Raw genomic sequence first — 14960 nt, forward strand, 5'->3', positions numbered from 1 at the left:
CACCGAGCCACCGAGCCACCGAGCCACCGAGCCACCGAGCCACCGAGCCACCGAGCCATCGAGCCACCGAGCCGACGGGGCCGTGGGCGGCAGACGCTACGGTGCGTGGCGCGTGGCGCGGGATGCCGGCCGCGGCGGCGCCGACCCGGCCGGCAACGATCAGACGATACGGCGCACGAACGGCAGCCGGCGGCCGTCGTGCTCGCTCTGCGCGGCGAGCTCGATGATCGTCATCACGTCGACCGCGTCCTGCGCGGTGACGGGGAACGGCGCGCCGTCGCGAATCGATGCGGCGAGCGCGCGGTAGAACTCCGCGTACTGGCCGTCGAGCGTCGGCACCGGACGTTCGACCTCGACGTCGCCGTCGAGCACGCGCAGCAGGCCGGGCGGATTGCCGCCGCCGAATTCGACGTCGTCGGCGGTGAGGCCCGCCTTGAGCTGGTCTTCCTGCGTGTCGAGCCCGAACTTCTGGTAGCTGCCGCGTGTGCCGTGCAGCGTGAAGCGCGCGGGCTCGATCGCCGACAGCGCGCTCGCATGCAGCGCGACGTCCTTGTCCGGATAGCCGAGCAGCAGGTGCACGAAATCGGGCGCCGTGCCGTTGTCGCGGCGCGTCTTGACGGTGGCGCTCACGGTGTCCGGCGTGCCGAACAGCGCGAGCGCCTGATCGATCAGGTGCGGGCCGAGGTCGAGCAGCAGGCCGCCGCCGCGGGCCGGCTCCTCGCGCCAGCGCGTGCGCGGCGTCGGCCGGAAGCGGTCGAAGTGCGACGCGAAGCAGGTGATGCGGCCGAGCTCGCCCGAATCGACGATCCGGCGCACGGTGAGGAAATCGCCATCCCAGCGGCGGTTGTGGAACGGCGCGAACAGCCGGCTGCGTGCGTTCGCGAGCCGCGCGAGCGCGAGCGCCTCGTCGGCGGTGAGCGTGACCGGCTTGTCGACGACCACGTGGCGGCCGGCTTCGAGCACCTGGCGCGCGAGCGTGAAATGCGTGTCGTTCGGCGTGGCGATCACCACGCATTCGATGTCGTCGAGGCCGAGCAGCGTGTCGAGGTCGGGGACGATGCGCGCCCCCGGGTAGGCGGCGTGCGCGCGATCGGACTGACTCGTCGCGATCGCGGCGACTTCAGTGCGGCCGCTCGTGGCGATCACGGGCGCGTGGAACGTCGCGCCGGCGAAACCGAAACCCATCAAACCAATCCTGAGCAATGACGACATGGCAATTCCTGGCTGCGAAGGAAATTAAAGGATGGCGCGCCGAAACGGCACGAAGACGACCGGCTATTTTGGCATGGCGCCGCCGCTTGCACAGACGCGCCGGGCGAAACGCGCGAAGCGATGCGGCGTTTGCACAAGAAGTGCCGGCATTTTGCGCGGGTTGGGCGCCGTACGGCGTGATCACCCGGCGCGCGGTGCGCGGCGAGCCGGGGCGGCCAGCCTGCCTCGGCGCGGGCCGTCGCCGGCTACGCCGTCGCGCGGGCTGGCCGCCTCGGGCTGCCGCGGCGCGACGCGGCGCCGGCGCATGTAACGCCCTCGCACGGACAGCAGCGGGCCGACGCTGGCGGCGGCGAGCAGGTATTCCATGAGATCGATCCGGTGACGCTCAGGTGAATTGAAGCGGGCCGGCGGGTGGCGCCGGGGAGTGCGTATTGTGTCCGATCGCAGCGCGGACGGGGCCGGATTGGCCGAACGGACAGGCGCGACCACGGCGAACGGACAGTGGGTGCCCGCCCGGCAAGCCTGCCGGCCCCTGCCCTGCGGCGCACCCGAAATACACGCCGCCGACGTGTTAACATGCGCGTCCTGCCCGCGTGTCCGCTTGCTTCGCCAGCCTGCCGCGCACGGCATCCTCCCGGCGCTCCGCCGTCAACCAGCAACACCATCCGCCATCATGTCCGCAGGCCTCAATCCCGCTCAGAATGAAGCGGTGCGCTACCTCGACGGTCCCTGCCTCGTGCTCGCCGGCGCGGGCAGCGGCAAGACCCGCGTGATCACGCAGAAGATCGCGCACCTGATCGAAGCGAAAGGCTTCGAGCCGCGCCATATCGCCGCCGTCACGTTCACGAACAAGGCCGCCGCCGAAATGCGCGAGCGCGTGTCCAAGCTGCTGGAAGGCAAGACGCTCACCACGCCCGGCAAGGAAGGCCGCAAGGTGCCCGTCAACCAGCTCACCGTCTGCACGTTCCACTCGCTCGGTGTACAGATCCTGCGCCAGGAGGCCGAGCACGTCGGCCTGAAGCCGCAATTCTCGATCATGGATTCGGACGACTGCTTCGGGATGATCCAGGAGCAGCTCGGCACGACCGACAAGGGGCTGATCCGCAAGATCCAGAGCATCATCTCGCTGTGGAAGAACGGCCTGATCATGCCCGACGAGGCGATGGCGATCGCGGCCAACGAGGACGAGCACCAGGCCGCGCTGGTCTACCGCAACTACGTGGCGACGCTGCATGCGTACCAGGCGGTCGATTTCGACGACCTGATCCGCCTGCCTGCCGAGCTGTTCGCGAAGAACGAGCAGGTGCGCGACCGCTGGCAGAACAAGCTGCGCTACCTGCTGATCGACGAGTACCAGGACACCAATGCATGCCAGTACGAGCTGCTGAAGCAGCTCGCGGGCCCGCGCGCCGCGTTCACGGCGGTCGGCGACGACGACCAGGCGATCTACGGCTGGCGCGGCGCGACGCTGGAGAACCTCGCGCAGCTCGGCAAGGATTTCCCGAAGCTGCACGTGATCAAGCTGGAGCAGAACTACCGATCGACGGTGCGGATCCTGACCGCCGCGAACAACGTGATCGCGAACAACCCGAAGCTGTTCGAGAAGAAGCTGTGGTCCGAGCACGGGATGGGCGATTCGATCACCGTCACGGCGTGCAACGACGAGGAACACGAGGCCGAATCGGTCGTGTTCCGGCTGTCCGCGCACAAGTTCGAGCGGCGCGCGCAGTTCCGCGACTACGCGATCCTCTACCGCGGCAACTTCCAGGCGCGGATTTTCGAGCAGGTGCTGCGGCGCGAGCGGATCCCGTACGTGCTGTCGGGCGGCCAGTCGTTCTTCGACAAAGCCGAGATCAAGGATCTGTGCGCGTACCTGCGGCTGATCGCGAACGCCGACGACGATCCCGCGTTCATCCGCGCGGTCACGACGCCGCGCCGCGGCATCGGCAACACGACGCTCGAGGCGCTCGGGTCGTTCGCGGGGCAGGCGAAGGTGTCGCTGTTCGAGGCCGTGTACATGGGCGGGATCGAGGCGCGGCTGTCGGCGCGCCAGATCGAGCCGCTGCGCATGTTCTGCGACTTCATCCAGCGCCTGACCGAGCGCGCGGACAAGGAGCCCGCGACCGTCGTGCTCGACGACATGATGGAAGCGATCCACTACGAGGCGTACCTGTACGACGCGTTCGACGAGCGGCAGGCGCAGTCGAAGTGGCAGAACGTGCTCGAATTCCTCGAATGGCTGAAGCGCAAGGGCACGAAGCCCGAGACGGAAGCCGTCGACGGCGAGGCCGACGGCTTCCACAACGCGGACGGGCTCGCCGATACCGGCAAGAACCTGCTCGGCCTGATTCAGACCGTCGCGCTGATGTCGATGCTCGAAGGCAAGGACGAGGATCCGGACGCCGTGCGGCTGTCGACCGTCCACGCGTCGAAGGGGCTCGAGTATCCGCACGTGTTCCTGGTCGGCGTCGAGGAAGGCATCATGCCGCACCGCGGCGGCAGCGAGGACGACGGCCCGATCGACAACGAACGGATCGAGGAGGAGCGCCGGCTGATGTACGTCGCGATCACCCGCGCGCAGCGCAGCCTGCACCTGAACTGGTGCAAGAAGCGCAAGCGGGCGCGCGAGACGGTCGTGTGCGAACCGTCACGGTTCATTCCCGAGATGGGGCTCGACGAAGCGCCGCCGCCGACGCCGGAAGAGGCGCCGATGTCGCCGAAGGACCGGCTCGCGAGCCTGAAAGCGTTGCTGCAGAAGTGACGCGGCGGCGCCGCGCGTACGCAGGCGCGACGAACCGGCCGCAAGAAAACGAAACCCCCGCGAAGCGCGTGCGTCGCGGGGGTTTTTTACGGATGGCCGAGCGGGAGCGTTACTTCGCCGCGTTGACCATGTAATCGACGGCCGCCTTCACGTCGGCATCCGACGCGTTCGATCCGCCCTTCGGCGGCATCGCACCCTTGCCGTGCAGCGCGTAGTTGTAGACCGTATCCATCGAATCCTTCAGGCGCGGCGCCCAGTCTTCCTTGCTGCCGAATTTCGGTGCGCCGAGCACGCCGGCCGCGTGGCAGGCTTGGCAGGTCGACGCGTACAGCGCCTTGCCGGCCGTTGCCGCATCGGCGCCGGCCGGGGCGGCCGCGGGCTTTTCGCCGGCCTTCGGGATCGCGGCGATCGCCGCCATGGCGGCGGCGGCCTGCGCGTTCGACGCGTCGGCGCCCGACGCGGGTGCGCCGCTGGCGGGCTGCGCCGCATTGGCGGCCGGTGCGGCCGGTTCGGGGAAGTTCGCGCCGTCGTTGTTCGCCATGTAGACGATCGCGCGCGCAATCTCATAGTCGCTGACGTCGTCGGGGCTCGTGCCGCCGCGCGCCGGCATCGCGCCCTTGCCCGCGAGGGCCGTCTTCAGCAGCGTGTCGAAGCCTTGCGAGATGCGCGGCGCCCAGTCGTCCTTGTTGCCGAACTTCGGCGCGCCGGCGGCGCCGGTGCCGTGGCAGGTCACGCAGACGGCCTTGTAGACTTCCTCGCCCGTCTTGTACGTGCGGGGCGCGTTGGCGTCCTTCACGTCGACCTTCGCGATCGGGGCGATACGTGCGGCGACCTGCTCGTCGGATAGCGCGTCCGTGCCGGCGCCGGAACGGAACGCATGGTTCGCGTAATTGGCGAACAGGACGATCAGGACGATCGGAATCGCGAACGACGCGATGATGACGGCAATCAGCTGCCCAGGGGTTTTGACGGGAGATTCGTGGGGTGCTTCGCTCATGCTTGCCTCGTCTCCGTGAATAGGAATTGTGAGCGCGGTGCAACGGCAAAATGGCAGTCCAATGAAGCACGGACGATTATAGACGGAACGTTTACATCACGGCGAGCGATGCGATGGCGCGTGTTTACCCGCACGCAGGCTCGCCCGGCGGCGATTCGGCGGGCGAGGTGGACGCGTCATGGGAAACCGGGTATCCTTGCCGTCTTGCCAATCGTGGGCGGCCCGTATATGGGGTCGCTTCACTGTCTCACGCGCCCGTAGCTCAATGGATAGAGTACTGCCCTCCGAAGGCAGGGGTTGCTGGTTCGATCCCAGCCGGGCGCGCCAAGCCTAGTCAGGCTTTCAGCGGTTTCCTCCCTTCGTCGGACAGACTCATTGCAGCTAAATTGCAGCTAGCATCGGCGCCGGCTCGGCCGTCAGTGGCCTGACCCAATGCGCCAAGTGATCGGCTGACAGGTGCGCGTACCGCTGCACCATTTCCAGCGTTTCCCAGCCGCCCAGTTCCTTCAACACCTGTAGCGGCGTGCCGCGTTGGGCGACACTGTTATGCAGACTCGGCCGCTTGAGGCGGCGATGTCGTTCTGGACCGGCATGTTGCAGTTCCCCGCGTTTGAATCGTCACGCCACAGGCTTGCCACTGCTTCCTGTCGACGAATAATGGGCGTTTTAAATGCTAGTTTTCCATTATTTGGGAAAGAAAATTGGCCTCCTAGACTCTTCATACGTCCTCCTCGTGCCTGAGTACGGACGGTTCCTTGCCCCGGTCACGGTCCCCCTGTGGCCGGGGGTTTTTGAATCGAGGCTTGGCTTGTTGCGACGAGGTGCAGACGCCGAGATGTGGACTATGCATGTGGCCTGCGGGACGCAGCCGAGCCCTTGGCGACGTCGGCGCGGAATCCATATGCGCAATTGTGACCCGCCTCGTCTGCCCGCAAAAACGAGCGATTTTTTATGCACTCATGCGCCCGGCACTCGGGCGCCGTCTGGCGCGGGCTGCGCGGAGATTGGCGGGCCGATTCCTTGACGTACTTTTATGCGCCTTGGTTATGCGGTCTCGATAGCGTTGCTCGCGCCACAACCCAATGCTGGTTTTCCGGCTGGTCACTTTGCGGGTTTTGCCGTGTCTCGTCGTTCGATAGCCTCTCGTTTGCTCTCCGGCAGTCGTTCATAGAGCGCGTCGACTTCACGCGGATCCGTGATCATCGTCGTCCCGAACGTCAAGTTTAACGGGGTGCACACTTTCGTTTCCGATTACGCGGACAATGTCCGGGGCGCGCTGGATCTTGGGCCTCAGTCCCTTTTGTACGAGAGACGCGATGTCTGAATCGATGTGCTTCCCTGATTCGCCGAGCGGGACATACAACTTCGGTACGGCGAGACGACGCATCGGAGGCCGGGCACGCGCCGGGCGGCCGGTCCATCGCCCGAACAGCCGCGCGGAATGGGCTCACATCACCGCATCGCATGCATGCGCGCTTCGGTAACCTGTCGATCGACGCTTCCCGTGCCGAAACGGTTGTCCGGTCGCGACATGCGACGCGCGTGCCGGGCCGCCGCCTCGACGGCCGGATGCGATGAATGTCCGCCGCCTTGCCCAGCCTTTCATGACGACGCTTGCTTCCGACGAATCCGCGTGCGTTCAATACGCCGCGACCTTGTGCCAGAACGGACGGTTTGCCGACGCGCTATCGCGCGTCGCGCCGCTGCTCGATGCGCCCGCGGCGGACGTCGCGGCGCTGCACGTCGCGGCCGTGTGCGCGCTGGGCCTGAACCGGTTGGCCGACGCCGAGACGTGGTGGCGGCGCGCGATCGATGCCATGCCGGCGTTCGATCCGCCGTACGAAGGCCTTGGCGCGCTACTTGTGTCGCAGGGGCGGCTGCTCGAGGCGGAGGCGGTCGGCCGCCGGCAATTGGCGTCCGTCACGCCGCTACGCGCGTCGCACCATCACCGGCTCGGCAAGGTGCTCGAAGCGCTCGGCCGGCTCGACGAGGCCGAACAGGCATTCGGGCAGGCACTGTCGATCGAGCCGCGGTCACCCGACGTGCTGACCGATCTCGGCAACCTGCTTCGCGTCCTCGCCCGGCCGGCGGAGGCGGAGCTCGCGTACCGGCTCGCGATCGCCGTTCGCGCCGATCATGTGCTCGCGCACGCGAATCTCGGCGCGATCCTCGTCGACATGCAGCGGCTGCCGGAAGCGGAGGCGGCCAGCCGGCAGACCATTGAGCTGTGTCCGGATCATCCGGAAGCGCATTACAACCTCGGCATCGCGCTGCAGAACCTCGACCGCCTGCCCGAAGCGGAAGCGGCCTATCGCGACGCCATCCGCTGCCGGCCCGACCTGCCGCAGGCGCACAACAATCTCGGCTGCGTCCTGCGTGCGCAGGGCCGCCACGACGACGCGGCCATCGCGTTCGCCGACGCGCTGGCGCTCGCGCCGCAGATGGCCGAAGCGCACTACAACCTCGGCACGACGTTCGCGCATGCGGGCCGCCTCGACGAAGCCGAGCGCGAATACCGCCGCGCGCTCGAGCTGCGCGCCGACTACGACGACGCGCGCTTCGGGCTGGCGACGCTGCTGCTCAGCCGCGGACGGTTCGAGGAAGGGTGGCGCCGCTACGAATCCCGCTACGAGCAGTCGACGTTCGTGCATCGCCGGACCCGCGAGGTGCTGCGGTGCGCGCAATGGCAAGGCGAGCCGCTGGCCGGCAAGACGTTGCTGGTCTGGCAGGAGGACGGCCTCGGCGACATGCTGCAGTTCAGCCGCTATTTCGCGGAATTTCGCGCGCGGCAGGCGGCGCGCGTGGTGTTCGCGTGCCAGCCGGCGCTGCATCGGCTGATGGAGACGGTCGACGGCGTCGACGCGGTGCTCGATCACGAGACGGCCACCGCGCAGGTCGCGCAATTCGATTACTGGACGAGCCTGTTGAGCGCGCCGATGCATGCCGGCACGACACTCGACACGATTCCGCCGCCGGTGCGGTTCGTCCCCGATCCGGCGCGCGTCGCCCGCTGGGGGGCGCGACTCGATGTGCTGCCGGCCGGCCCGCGTATCGGCCTCGTGTGGAAAGGCAATCCGAAGCATCACAACGATGCGCACCGCTCGCTGCCGTCGCTGGCGTTGCTGACGCCGCTGTGGAGCGTGCCGGGCGTGAATTTCGTGAGCCTGCAGAAAGGGCAGGGCGAGGACGAGGCGCGGCATCCGCCGGGCGGCTTGCCGTTGCTGCACCTGGGCTCGGAGATCGACGATTTCGCCGATACGGCCGCGATCGTCGCGCAACTCGATCTCGTGGTGTGCGTCGACACGTCGACCGCGCATCTGGCCGCATCGCTCGGCAAGCGTTGCTGGGTGCTGCTGCCGAATCAGGACGTGGACTGGCGGTGGATGCACGACCGTGAGGATTCGCCGTGGTATCCGGGCACGGTGCGGCTGTTCCGGCGCGGGCGCGAAGAAAGCTGGATTCGGCTGGCCGAGCGGCTGAGGGGGGCGTTTGCTGCGCATTTTGCAGTCGCACGCGTGACGGCGGACGAAACGGCGCGTAGCGTCTGACGTGACGGCGCGCGCGGCACGGGCGCGACGACACGGCATACTGCGCGAAACGCGACCGTGCTGCCGCTGCTTATCAGATCAATCGAGGCCCTCGTGGAAAACATCATCATCGTCGGCTCCTCCGGTCACGCCAAGGTCGTGATCGACATCGTCGAACAGGCCGGCCGGTACCGGATCGCCGGGCTGATCGATTCGTTCCGGACGCCCGGCGAGCAGACGCTCGGCTACGCGGTGCTGGGCGCCGAGCGTGATTTGCCGCAACTGGTCGACCGGCACGGGATCGTCGGGCTGCTGGTCGCCATTGGCGACAATCATGCACGCGAGGCCGTGACGGCCGGGCTCGCGGCGCTCGTGCCGGGCCTGCCGCGCGTGTCGGCGGTGCATCCGGCCGCGTGCGTCGGCAAGGCGTCGACGATTGGCGCGGGCACGGTCGTGATGGCCGGCGCGGTGATCAACCCGAGCTGTTCGATCGGCGAAGGCTGCATCGTCAACACGAACGCGTCGCTCGACCACGATGGCGTGATGGCGGATTTCTCGAGCCTCGCACCGGGCGTCGTCACGGGCGGCAACTGCCGGATCGGCCGCGGCGCGGCGATCGGCCTCGGCGCGATGCTGCGGCACCGGATTGCGGTCGGCGAGCACAGCGTCGTCGGCGCGGGCGCGGTCGTCCTGCACGACGTCGAGCCGTACACGGTGGCGTACGGCAACCCGGCGCGCCGGATCCGCGCGCGCGCGGCCGACGAGCGTTACCTGTAGATGCGGCGGGTCAGAAGGCGATCAGCTCGACGATGCGGCGGACCATGTCGTCAGTGAGCGCCGGGTAGATCGGCAGGCACAACACCTTGCGCGCGGCCTCCGTTGCGACTGGCAGGTTGTCGCGGCTGGCGGACGGCAGCCCGCGGTACATCGGAAATTCCGAAATCAGCGGATGGAAGTAGCGGCGCGCGTACACGTCGTAGTCGCGCAGCTTCTGGTACAGCGCATCGCGGTCGAGCGGATAGTCTTCGTCGACGAGGATCGCGAAATACGCGTGGTTCGCGACGGTCTGGCCGCCGCGCGGCACGCAGCGGATGCCGCGCACGTCGGCCAGCAGCGTGCGGTACAACGCATCGATCTCGCGGCGGCGTGCGAGTGCGCCGTCGATATGCTGCAACTGCAGCATCCCGAACGCGGCGTTGATTTCGCTCATCTTGCCGTTGATGCCAGGTGCGACGACGGTGACCTCGTCGACGAAACCGAAGTTCTTCAGGTGGTCGATCCGCTGCTTGGTCTTCGCGTCGGGGCAGATGATCGCGCCGCCCTCGAACGTGTTGAACACCTTCGTCGCGTGAAAGCTCAGCACCGACAGGTCGCCGTGCGCGAGCACGCTGCCGTCGGCGTTCTGCACGCCGAACGCGTGCGCCGCGTCGTAGATCACGCGCAGGTTGTAGTTGTCGGCGATCTTCTGGATCGCGTCGACGTCGCACGGATTGCCGTAGCAATGCACGGGCATGATCGCGGTGGTTTGCGGCGTGATCGCCGCCTCGATGCGTGCGGGGTCGAGATTGAGCGTGCCGGGCGCGACGTCGACGAATACCGGTTTGATGCCGTTCCACAGCAGCGAATGGGCGGTCGCGACGAACGAGTACGGCGTCGTGATCACCTCGCCGGTAATGCGCAGCGCCTGCAGCGCGGTGACGAGCGCGAGGGTGCCGTTCGCGAACAGCGACAGGTACGGCACGCCGAGATAGTCGCACAGCGCGCGCTCGAACTGCTGGTGGAACGGGCCGCCATTCGTCAGCGTGCGGCTCTCCCAGATCTTCTCGAGATACGGCAGGAATTCCGCGAGCGGCGGCAGGTGCGGCTGCGTGACGTAGATGCGTTCGTGCGGCAGTTGCGCAACGGACGATGCGGGCAGGCTGGCGGTCATGGTGGTCTCTCTCGATAACGCGCGGCGCTCAGGCGTCGGCCGCGGCCTGTGCGGTCGTCACGTCGTCGAACAGCGGCGTGTCGAATGCGGTGACGGGCTCTCCCGCGCACCAGCGGGTCCACATCGTGCGCAGCGCCGACGACAGCCCGGCCGCGACGACGGCCGGGCGGAACGCGGCGGACGCTCCGCAGCGCGCGCGCAGGCCGGCGCGAAGCGCCTGCAGCGCGGCGGTGTCGCGGCTGAGCGCCAGCGCTTTCGCGACGAAATCGTCCTCGTCCGTCGCGATGTACGCATCGAGTCCGACATGCTGCAGCCAGCCCGCGCTACCGCGCCCGGCCATCGTCGCGCCGGGGATCGTCACGGTCGGCACGCCCATCCATAGTGCATTCAGCGTCGTCGTCGAACCGGTGTACGGGAACGCGTCGAGGCAGAGGTCGACACCGTGGTGCTGCTGCATGTAGACGGGGATGTTCGAGCGCCGGTGAAACGTCAGGCGGTTGGCGTCGATACCGGCAGCCGCGAACCATGCGGTCAGTGTCTGCTGGTCTCCGTCGCTGCCGATCGCGCCGAGCGCCATGCGCGCGGTCGGGTCCGCGTGCAGTACGCGCGCCCAAACCTCGATCACGTGCGGGCTCAGCTTGTTCAGGCGGTTGAAGCTCGCGTAAGTCGTATAGCCGTTGTGCAGCGCCGGCAGCACGTTCACGGGCGGGCAGTTCGGCGGCGGCATGAACGGCGCGATCGCGGGCAGTCGCACGATCTGTTCGACGAACTGGTCGTCGAATGCGCCGTGCGGCGCGACGAAGCGGTCCGTGAGGTAGTAGTCCATCTTGCTCAGGCCGGTCGTGGCCGGATAACCGATCCACGACGCTTGAACCGGCGCCGCGCGCTGCGCCAGCGCAACGAGCCGGTTGCGGCCGGTATGACCCGACAGGTCGATCACGATGTCGATGTGGTCGTTGCGCACGCGTTCGAGGAAGGCCGTGTCGCTCATGCCGGCGACGTTGCGCCAGGTCGTGGCGTGGGCCTTGAAACGCTCGGACGTGTGATCTTCCTCGAAGTGATTGTGATAGAAGTGCATCGCAATGCCGGGATCGGCCGCGAGATGCTCGATCACCGGCACCGCGTAGGAGGCGACCGCGTGGCTGAACAGGTCGCCCGACACGAAGCCGACCTGCAGCTTGCGCGCGGGGTCGCGCGAGTTCGAGAACACGGCCGCGCGCTTGCGCTTTTGATTGTCGTAGCGCTCGCCGAACTTGCGGTGTTCCGCCACGAGCGTTTGCGGATCGAAGTCGCTGCTGTGCGCGATACAGAACAGCATGCTGCTATGGGTGACGCTGTCGGCCGGATTGATTTCGATGGAGCGCTTCAGCCAGCCGATCGCTTCCTGCGTTGCGCCCATTTCGAGCAGCACGAAGCCGAGCGTGCCGCATGGTGCAGCGGCGCCCGGTGCAAGCTCGACCGCCCGTCGGCAGGCCGCGATCGCTTCATCCATGCGGCGCAGCGCGAACAGCACGAGACCGCGAATCCGCATGGCCTCCGCGTGATCGGGCTGGAGCTCGAGCAGGCGCTCGCATTGCTCGTTGGCTTCCGCGAGACGGTTCATCATCCGCAGCGTATCGGCGAGCAGAATGCGCACGAGGACTTCATCCGGCAGCAATTCGATCGTGCGAAAGCCCGCATCGATCATCTCCGCGAAGCGGCCTTCCCGGTGAAGCGATGCGGACAGCGCGCGCCAGCAGGCGCCGTCTTTCGGGTAGTCGGCGACCAATTGCCGCGCAAGCGCGGTGGCTTCCGCGTGCTTGTTCCTCTCGAACAGCGCCGCATGCTTTTGCAGCAGCGTCTGATTGGGGCGACGGGCCGGCTTGCCGGCGTCGCGCTGTTCGGCTGTCGCGCCGGCCGCGATTTCCAGGACGATCGCCGTGTCGATGTCGGTCGGGGCTGCGACCGCTGCCGTCGCGAGCACGAAGTCGGGCGACGCCAGTTGCGCGATCAGCCCGTCGAGCGCCGGGCCTCGTACGCCGCGCTGCTGCGCGATTTCGACCGCGATCCATGCGGCGGCCGTTTGCCCGGTGCGATGCAGCGCATGAATGTAGCTGACCCAGTAGTAGCCGTTGTCCGGGTTCGCGCCGATTGCGGCTTCGAAATGCGGCACCGCGTCGGCCGGTTGACCCGTGTCGACCATCAACACCGCGAGGTTGTAATGTGCATCGCCATGCGCGGGCACCGCGTCGAGGATGGCCTCGTACAGCGCCCGGGCGTCGTCGAACGCGCCGCTGCGCTGGCGCTCGAGCGCGTTCTCCATGACGAGCGCAATGTCCTGCGCAAGCTGCTGTTCAGGCGTGAGCGCGGCGGAGGCGGGCGGTTCGGTCGAGAACATGATGAAATCTGCGGAAAGTCGGTCGATATCATTATCGGTAGCGCGCCGTTGCGCCGATGCCGCGAGGTGACGGGAAAAGCCCGGTCAGTTTGGCCGATTGACCGGTCGGCTCAAGCCGGACGGTGCTGCCGGCATTACCCAAAAAAACGCCCGCACGAGGCGGGCGGGGAGGCGAACGAGCACGCCCTCACATCAGCGCGTAGTTCTTGTTGTCGGGTGGGCGGCGCGCATGTCGAGCACGCCGCGCGGCGCGTCTTAACGGCTCGCGATGCTCTGGTACTGGCCGACGGCCTGCACACGGCTCATCGCCGCCTGGTATTCGTCGGTCAGCTCCTGCTGCGCGCGTTGCGCGTCGGCGAAGATGCGGTCGTTGCTGACCTGCATGCGGCGGATCGCGGCGATGCCGACGGGCGGCTGGTCGGTCGAGAGCAGCGCGACGAGCTGCCAGCGCGCATCGGCGAGGCGCACGGCCTCGGCCCAGTCGGCCATCGTGGCCGCGTGTTCGATCGAGTCGGTCAGCGCGTCGATCCGGGCGATCAGTTCGGTCTGTTCCATCGGGGCTCTCCTGTCCGGCTAGCGGTCAGCTCTTGTTGTTCGCCAGCGCGCCGCCGCTGTTCGCGCCGCCGAACAGCTGGGTCAGGTATTGCGAGTTGGTGTTCATCGTCGCCATCAGCGTGTTGAGCGCGGTGAACTGCGCCTGGTACTGGGTGGTCAGCTGTGCTGCGTAGTTCGTCAGCGTCGTCTGCTGCTGGGCGACGTTCTTCAGATCGTTGCTGAGCGCGGTCGTGCGCGCGGCGATCAATCCGTTCGTCTTCGTGTAGTTCGTGATATTCGTCGTCAACTGCTCGCCGATCCCGTTCGTCGAGTTGAACAGGGACGCGACGCCCGTCGGATTGTTCTGCAGCGCGCCGTTGAGCGCGGTACTGTCGACCTTCAGCGTGCCGTCGGCCTGCAGCGTGACGCCGATCGACGCGAGGTTGACCGTCGAGCCGTTGGTGTTCACGCCGCTCGCGACGATCGACGCGAGCGCGTTCTTGATCGTGTTGAGCGTCGAGTCGCCGAGCAGCGGGCCTTGCGACGACGCGCCGGACGTGAAGCTCGACAGCGAGCCCATCGTCGTGACGAGCGTGTTGTAGAGCGTCGCGAAGTTGTTGATCGCGGCGGCCTGGGATTTCGTGTCGGTCGCGACCGTCAACGTTTGCGGCTGCGTGGTGCTGACGGCGGCGCTGGTCAGGTTCAGCGTGACGCCGGTGATCGCGCTCGTCACGGTGTTGCTCGCGCTCGTGCCGGCGATCCCGTTGATCGTGAACGCGGCGTCCTGCGCGGCCGTGCTCTGCTTCCACGCGGCGCTGCCGTTCGCGGACGTGATCGTCGACTGGCCGCCCGTCGTGCTGGCCGTCGACGTGACGCCGAGGCTGGACAGGCCGTTGTCGCCGGCGACGTTGCTGAGCGCGACGCCGATCGTGCTCGCCGCGCCGGTCGGCGTCGAGCTGAGCACGAGGTGCGCGCCGTCGCTGCCGTTGACGACCGACGCGACGATGCCAGGGTTGCCGGTTGCGGAGTTGATCGCGGCGGCGATGCCGGACAGCGTGTTGTTGGTGTTGTTCACGTCGACGGTGAACGACTGGCTGCCGAGCGACAGCGTCATCGTGCCGGTGCCGAGCGCGGTCGACGCGCCGAACGCGGCCGACGACAGCGACTGCGACGTCGCGATCTGCGTGACGCCGACCGAGTAGCTGCCGGCCACCGCGCCGGCGCCCGCGGTCGCGGTGAGGCCGGTGCCGCTCGCGGTCGCGGTGAAGGTGTTCTGCAGCGAGCCGTTCGACAGCGTCGTGAGGCTGGCCTGCAGTGCGCTCAGCGCGGCCGACAGCGCGCCATACGCGGAAATCTGGGTGTTGTCGCTGCTTTGCTGCGCGTTGAGCGCGGCGGCCTGACCGGCGGTTTTCGCATTGACGAGTGCCGTCACGAGCGAGTTGACGTCCATCGACGAGTTGCCGGTCGAACCGCTGATGATCGATTGGGCAGCCTGTTGCAGCTGGCTGTTGGCCGAGTTGTTGGCGGCAGTGACGGCGGAATTGATCGTCGACATCGTGTTGCTCCGTGCGGCGGGTGATCCGGGAAATTCTGGATGAAGACCTGGCGGCGGAGCGAGGCCC

11 protein-coding genes, 1 tRNA gene and 1 pseudogene are annotated in these 14960 nt (G+C 67.5%); 4 read left to right on the plus strand and 9 right to left on the minus strand.

From position 1 onward, the window contains the following. Positions 1–159: 159 nt before the first annotated feature. Both WS89_RS07615 and WS89_RS07620 read right to left on the minus strand, forming a co-directional pair. Entirely contained in the window at positions 160–1212 is a 1053-nt protein-coding gene (locus tag WS89_RS07615) for an oxidoreductase (protein WP_059503233.1), read from the minus strand. A gap of 180 nt (positions 1213–1392) precedes the next feature. Then, complete coding sequence (locus WS89_RS07620) at positions 1393–1578, minus strand: hypothetical protein (RefSeq protein ID WP_059790321.1); 186 nt, start codon at positions 1576–1578, stop codon at positions 1393–1395. A gap of 307 nt (positions 1579–1885) precedes the next feature. On the opposite strand from WS89_RS07620, the gene WS89_RS07625 reads away from it, so the two are divergent. Beyond that, a complete protein-coding gene (locus tag WS89_RS07625) occupies positions 1886–3973 on the plus strand; it encodes a UvrD-helicase domain-containing protein (RefSeq protein ID WP_059503235.1) in 2088 nt (695 codons plus the stop codon). A gap of 109 nt (positions 3974–4082) precedes the next feature. On the opposite strand, the gene WS89_RS07630 is transcribed toward WS89_RS07625, so the two are convergent. After that, the gene (locus tag WS89_RS07630; RefSeq protein WP_059790322.1) at positions 4083–4970 is read right to left on the minus strand and encodes a c-type cytochrome; all 888 of its coding nucleotides are present in this window, start codon (positions 4968–4970) and stop codon (positions 4083–4085) included. Between the two features lie 251 nt (positions 4971–5221). Here WS89_RS07630 and WS89_RS07635 point away from each other — a divergent pair. Beyond that, positions 5222–5297 (plus strand) — tRNA-Arg (locus tag WS89_RS07635). Between the two features lie 54 nt (positions 5298–5351). On the opposite strand, the pseudogene WS89_RS33670 reads toward WS89_RS07635, so the two are convergent. After that, positions 5352–5504, minus strand: a pseudogene (locus WS89_RS33670) (tyrosine-type recombinase/integrase); the annotation flags it as partial. A 649-nt stretch (positions 5505–6153) separates the two neighbouring features. Beyond that, positions 6154–6357, minus strand: coding sequence for a DUF4145 domain-containing protein (locus WS89_RS34905; protein ID WP_082741820.1), 204 nt, complete (start codon positions 6355–6357; stop codon positions 6154–6156). Between the two features lie 217 nt (positions 6358–6574). Here WS89_RS34905 and WS89_RS07640 point away from each other — a divergent pair, with 217 nt between their 5' ends. Together WS89_RS07640 and WS89_RS07645 are read left to right on the plus strand one after the other, a co-directional pair. After that, complete coding sequence (locus WS89_RS07640) at positions 6575–8518, plus strand: tetratricopeptide repeat protein (RefSeq protein ID WP_059790324.1); 1944 nt, start codon at positions 6575–6577, stop codon at positions 8516–8518. A 93-nt stretch (positions 8519–8611) separates the two neighbouring features. Beyond that, the gene (locus WS89_RS07645) at positions 8612–9274 is read left to right on the plus strand and encodes an acetyltransferase (protein ID WP_059790326.1); all 663 of its coding nucleotides are present in this window, start codon (positions 8612–8614) and stop codon (positions 9272–9274) included. A gap of 10 nt (positions 9275–9284) precedes the next feature. Here WS89_RS07645 and vioA read toward each other — a convergent pair whose 3' ends face one another. The 4 genes from vioA to fliD all read right to left on the minus strand — a co-directional run bounded on the left by vioA (position 9285) and on the right by fliD (position 14893). Further along, the gene (gene vioA, locus WS89_RS07650) at positions 9285–10427 is read right to left on the minus strand and encodes a dTDP-4-amino-4,6-dideoxy-D-glucose aminotransferase VioA (protein WP_059790328.1); all 1143 of its coding nucleotides are present in this window, start codon (positions 10425–10427) and stop codon (positions 9285–9287) included. A gap of 28 nt (positions 10428–10455) precedes the next feature. Beyond that, positions 10456–12804 carry a tetratricopeptide repeat protein gene (locus WS89_RS07655; RefSeq protein WP_059790330.1) on the minus strand — a complete coding sequence of 783 codons (2349 nt, stop codon included), beginning with the start codon at positions 12802–12804 and terminating at the stop codon, positions 10456–10458. Positions 12805–13059: 255 nt separating this feature from the next. Next, a complete protein-coding gene (locus WS89_RS07660; RefSeq protein ID WP_034209594.1) occupies positions 13060–13359 on the minus strand; it encodes a flagellar protein FliT in 300 nt (99 codons plus the stop codon). Positions 13360–13384: 25 nt separating this feature from the next. Next, complete coding sequence (gene fliD / locus WS89_RS07665) at positions 13385–14893, minus strand: flagellar filament capping protein FliD (RefSeq protein ID WP_059790332.1); 1509 nt, start codon at positions 14891–14893, stop codon at positions 13385–13387. Positions 14894–14960 lie beyond the last annotated feature (67 nt).

Origin of the sequence: Burkholderia sp. MSMB1072, assembly GCF_001524725.1 — a bacterium.
Classification (GTDB): Bacteria; Pseudomonadota; Gammaproteobacteria; order Burkholderiales; family Burkholderiaceae; genus Burkholderia.

What these genes read in the sequence shown, in the direction of transcription:
- WS89_RS07660 (WP_034209594.1), bottom strand. Translation starts at nt 13,359, where the DNA reads ATGGAACAGACCGAACTGATCGCCCGGATCGACGCGCTGACCGACTCG.
- WS89_RS34905 (WP_082741820.1), bottom strand. Translation starts at nt 6,357, where the DNA reads ATGCGTCGTCTCGCCGTACCGAAGTTGTATGTCCCGCTCGGCGAATCA.
- WS89_RS07615 (WP_059503233.1), bottom strand. Translation starts at nt 1,212, where the DNA reads ATGTCGTCATTGCTCAGGATTGGTTTGATGGGTTTCGGTTTCGCCGGC.
- WS89_RS07655 (WP_059790330.1), bottom strand. Translation starts at nt 12,804, where the DNA reads ATGTTCTCGACCGAACCGCCCGCCTCCGCCGCGCTCACGCCTGAACAG.
- WS89_RS07625 (WP_059503235.1), top strand. Translation starts at nt 1,886, where the DNA reads ATGTCCGCAGGCCTCAATCCCGCTCAGAATGAAGCGGTGCGCTACCTC.
- WS89_RS07640 (WP_059790324.1), top strand. Translation starts at nt 6,575, where the DNA reads ATGACGACGCTTGCTTCCGACGAATCCGCGTGCGTTCAATACGCCGCG.
- fliD (WP_059790332.1), bottom strand. Translation starts at nt 14,893, where the DNA reads ATGTCGACGATCAATTCCGCCGTCACTGCCGCCAACAACTCGGCCAAC.
- WS89_RS07620 (WP_059790321.1), bottom strand. Translation starts at nt 1,578, where the DNA reads ATGGAATACCTGCTCGCCGCCGCCAGCGTCGGCCCGCTGCTGTCCGTG.
- WS89_RS07630 (WP_059790322.1), bottom strand. Translation starts at nt 4,970, where the DNA reads ATGAGCGAAGCACCCCACGAATCTCCCGTCAAAACCCCTGGGCAGCTG.
- vioA (WP_059790328.1), bottom strand. Translation starts at nt 10,427, where the DNA reads ATGACCGCCAGCCTGCCCGCATCGTCCGTTGCGCAACTGCCGCACGAA.